Source organism: Sphingobium sp., from assembly GCF_003248505.1.
GTDB lineage: Bacteria > Pseudomonadota > Alphaproteobacteria > Sphingomonadales > Sphingomonadaceae > Sphingobium.
In genome coordinates this window covers 1-3,441 of the sequence record NZ_QFOA01000143.1, presented here as the reverse complement: position 1 = coordinate 3,441, position 3,441 = coordinate 1, and the positions used below count along the sequence as shown (strand labels likewise).

The 3,441-nt window shown below is 59.5% G+C and carries 4 protein-coding genes; all 4 read left to right on the top strand.

The annotated features are described in order from the left end of the window. Positions 1–538: STAS domain-containing protein (locus DI606_RS19730; RefSeq protein ID WP_293985668.1), on the top strand; the 538-nt coding region annotated here is incomplete at its 5' end. A 14-nt stretch (positions 539–552) separates the two neighbouring features. Further along, on the top strand, positions 553–1,407 hold the full coding sequence (locus DI606_RS19725; RefSeq protein WP_225246944.1) for a universal stress protein: 855 nt from the start codon (positions 553–555) through the stop codon (positions 1,405–1,407). A 59-nt stretch (positions 1,408–1,466) separates the two neighbouring features. Continuing rightward, positions 1,467–2,003 (top strand): NYN domain-containing protein, encoded by a 537-nt coding sequence (locus DI606_RS19720; protein ID WP_279795955.1) that lies wholly within the window; start codon positions 1,467–1,469, stop codon positions 2,001–2,003. 103 nt (positions 2,004–2,106) lie between these two features. Then, on the top strand, positions 2,107–3,327 hold the full coding sequence (locus tag DI606_RS19715; RefSeq protein ID WP_225246992.1) for an MFS transporter: 1,221 nt from the start codon (positions 2,107–2,109) through the stop codon (positions 3,325–3,327). The last annotated feature ends 114 nt before the right edge of the window (positions 3,328–3,441 follow it).

The following is a 3,441-nucleotide window of genomic DNA, read 5'->3' as shown; positions in this document are numbered from 1 at the left end:
GATCCCGATGGCAGCGCTGGTGGCGATCATGATCATGGTGTCGATCGGTACCTTCTCCTGGTCCTCGATCAAGAACCTGAAGGATCACCCCCGCTCGTCCTCCATCGTCATGCTGGCGACCGTGGTAGGCGTCGTTTACACGCACAACCTCGCCATCGGCGTTCTGATCGGCGTGCTGCTGTCTGCCGTCTTCTTCGCCTGGAAGATCTCCCAGATCTTCCGCGTCACTTCGGCCCTGTCGGCTGATGGCGCGCATCGGACCTATACCGTCGAGGGACAGGTCTTTTTTGCCTCCGTCGAGGATTTCAACAAGGCCTTCGACTTCAAGGAAGCCCTCGACAAGGTCACCATCGACGTCAGCCATGCCCATATCTGGGATATTTCCAGCGTCGCGGCACTCGACATGATCGTGCTGAAGTTCCGCCGCGAAGGCGCCGATGTCGAGATCATCGGCCTCAATCAGGCCAGCGAGACCATCGTCGATAAGCTCGCCATTCACGACAAGCCCGGCGCCATGGAGCGCCTGATGGGCCACTGAGGGAGGAACGAACAATGACAAGAATACTCGGACTGATCGACGGCTCGCCCTATGCCCAGAGCGTATGCGACCACATTGCCTGGATCGCGGGCAAGGCCGACGTGACCGTGGAGCTTCTCCACGTCATCGGCAGGCGCGATCTCGCCTCCGAGCCGGTCAACCTCAGCGGCAATATTGGGCTTGGTGCCCGAACTGCTCTCCTCGAGGAACTGGCTGAACTTGATGCGCAAAAGGCCAAGGTCGCCCACAAGCGTGGGCGTCTTTTGCTGGACGAGGCAAAGGCCCGGCTCAACCAGGCTGGCGTTGCAAACGTCGAGACGAAGCTGCGCAACGGCGATCTCGTCGATACCGTGCTGGAATTCGAAGCCAATGCCGACATCATCGTCATCGGCAAGCGTGGCGAAGGGGCGGATTTCGCCAAGGGCCATCTCGGATCTAACCTGGAGCGCGTGGTGCGCTCGACCCACAAGGCGATCGTCATTGCCTCGCGGGCCTTCAAGCCGGTCGCCAAGCTGCTGATCGCCTATGACGGCGGAAGCATGGCGAGGAAGACCGTAGACCAGGTGTCGCGCAGCCCGATCCTCGATGGCCTCGGTTGCAAGGTGGTGATGGCAGGCGCCGACACGCCAGAGAACCGCAAGAAACTCGATGATGCCGCTGTGACCCTTAAGGCCGCAGGCTACGCTCCGGAAGTTGCCCTCGTGCAGGGCGCGGCCGACAAGGTGATCTCGGACATGGTGGAAAAGGAAGGCTTCGACCTCCTCGCCATGGGTGCCTTCAGCCATTCCCGGCTGCGCACCCTCTTCATCGGCTCCACCACCACGGAGATGATCCGTTCCTGCAAGGTGCCGGTCGTCATCTTCCGTTGAACTGAGACGGGCGGGCATTTTGCCCGCCCTCTTGTCCGAAGCGTTTGGGAGGAGCGATCATGTCGCGACAAAAACAGACTCTGTTTCTGATCGACGGAAGCCACTATGACCGTTTGCGTTCGGTGTTCGAGACACCGTTCGATCTGCGCAAGCTGGCTGACGCTGCCAACGGAGGCTTGCCGGTCGATCAGGCGATTTACTACCGCGATGTTCGCGATGATAACGAAGCGGAACGCCAACGTCCCCTTTTTGGCTGGCTCAAACATAACGGCTTCGTCGTGAAGGGTCGCACCCATGGCCGTGGAGATCCACGGGAACGATATGGTACCAATCTCATCCAGATCGCCGTGGATGCGTTCTTGCTCGCAGAACCTGGGGACCATGTGATGGTGCTTGCAGGCGATGGGAAGCTCGAGCCGATGTTTGCCGGTCTACGGGATTATGACATCAAGGTCACTTTGGTTTCGACCATGGATGCGTCCACCACCATTGCCCCGCCTTCAATGCTCATCGAAGCGGCCGACACCTTCATCGACGTGAAGACAATCATCGGACGACTTGCTCTGGAAAAACCCGACACGCGACAAGCCGATTGAAGTCTCACGCTTTACCGACCACAAACGTGGAACCGCGAAGTCGGCTCTGCATTTTCGCCATGATCAGGCGGGAGCCATAAGCGCATATTTCAGAAAGCCGTAGATGGTTAGAGCCTATATCGATTTCGCCAGGGTCAACTGGCAGCAGCTCCTGTTCGGCGCACTACTGATGGCGCTCTCAAGCTTCGGCCAGACCTATTTCGTCTCAGTGTCGGGCTCGTACTTTCGTAAAGCCTTCAGCCTCAGCGACGGCGGCCTCGGGGCAACCTATGCGGCCGGCACCTTCCTGAGCGCATTGACCCTGACCTGGGCCGGTCGGCTGATCGACTACACGACCGTGCGCCGTTTCACCTGGTGCGTAGCCCTGCTTCTCGCCATGGCCTGCGTTCTCGTTGCAGTCAGTTCCCATTTCATCATGCTGGCGGTGGCCTTCTATTTCCTGCGTCTCGGCGGACAGGGCTTGATGACGCACACCGCATTGACCGCAACGGCACGCGCGTTTCCGCAGGATGCCGGAAAGGCGCTTGGGCTGATCGCGCTTGGTCTTTCCGTCGCGCAAGGTCTTTTTCCGATCGCCGGCGTGACGATGATGGAACACCTTGGCTGGCGCACGGCCTGGATGATCAACGCAGGTCTCGTGATCGCCGGTGTCTCGGTCGCCTTGCTGTTTCTCCCCCGACACGGCGACCAGGCAATTCGCAGCCGGAAAGACAAACCTCGCAAAGGCGATGAGAAGGCCAAGGCACTTTGGCGCGATGCCCGTCTCCTGTTGACTTTGCCAGCCGTGCTCGCCGGGCCGTTCATTGTCACCGGCTTCTTCTTCCATCAGGCACGGCTGGCCGAGCAGAAGGGCTGGGATATTTCCACGGTGGCCGCAAGCTTTGCCGCCTTCGCCATTGTCCAGGCGGTAGCATCTGTCGCTATTGGACCTATCATTGACAAAATCGGACCGAAGAGTTTGCTGCCCCTGTTCCTGTTGCCGCAAGCCTTGGCAATGCTTGTTCTCGGTCTTGTCAGCGCACCATGGATAGCGCCCGTCTACATGATCCTCATGGCGATATCGATGGCGCTTGGCTCCACCCTGGCAACGGCCCTTTGGGTCGAACTGTTCGGAACCCGAGAACTCGCCCGTGTGCGTTCCTCCGTCGAGGCCGGGATGGTTGTCGCCAGTGGCGCGTCTCCCATCATGATGGGCCTGTTGATCGACGCTGGCATACCCCTGTCATGGCAGGCACTCGGCTGCTGCGTTTATACGTTGATCGCGTCTGCGCTGACACTGAAGGTGAAGCGCAAATCGAGTGAGGAGGTCGTTCAGGATATGTGAGGTGCCGCGATTGGCCACCTCTGCGGGATCGTGTTGCGCAGTCTCAGGCGATCTCACCGCGAGGTGGTCACAATCCCCCACGGACAATAATCGTAGTTGACTGTCAGGATAACG

Excerpts from the sequence above, each read along its gene's own strand:
- DI606_RS19725 (WP_225246944.1), top strand. The coding sequence starts at position 553 with ATGACAAGAATACTCGGACTGATCGACGGCTCGCCCTATGCCCAGAGC.
- DI606_RS19720 (WP_279795955.1), top strand. The coding sequence starts at position 1,467 with ATGTCGCGACAAAAACAGACTCTGTTTCTGATCGACGGAAGCCACTAT.
- DI606_RS19715 (WP_225246992.1), top strand. The coding sequence starts at position 2,107 with ATGGTTAGAGCCTATATCGATTTCGCCAGGGTCAACTGGCAGCAGCTC.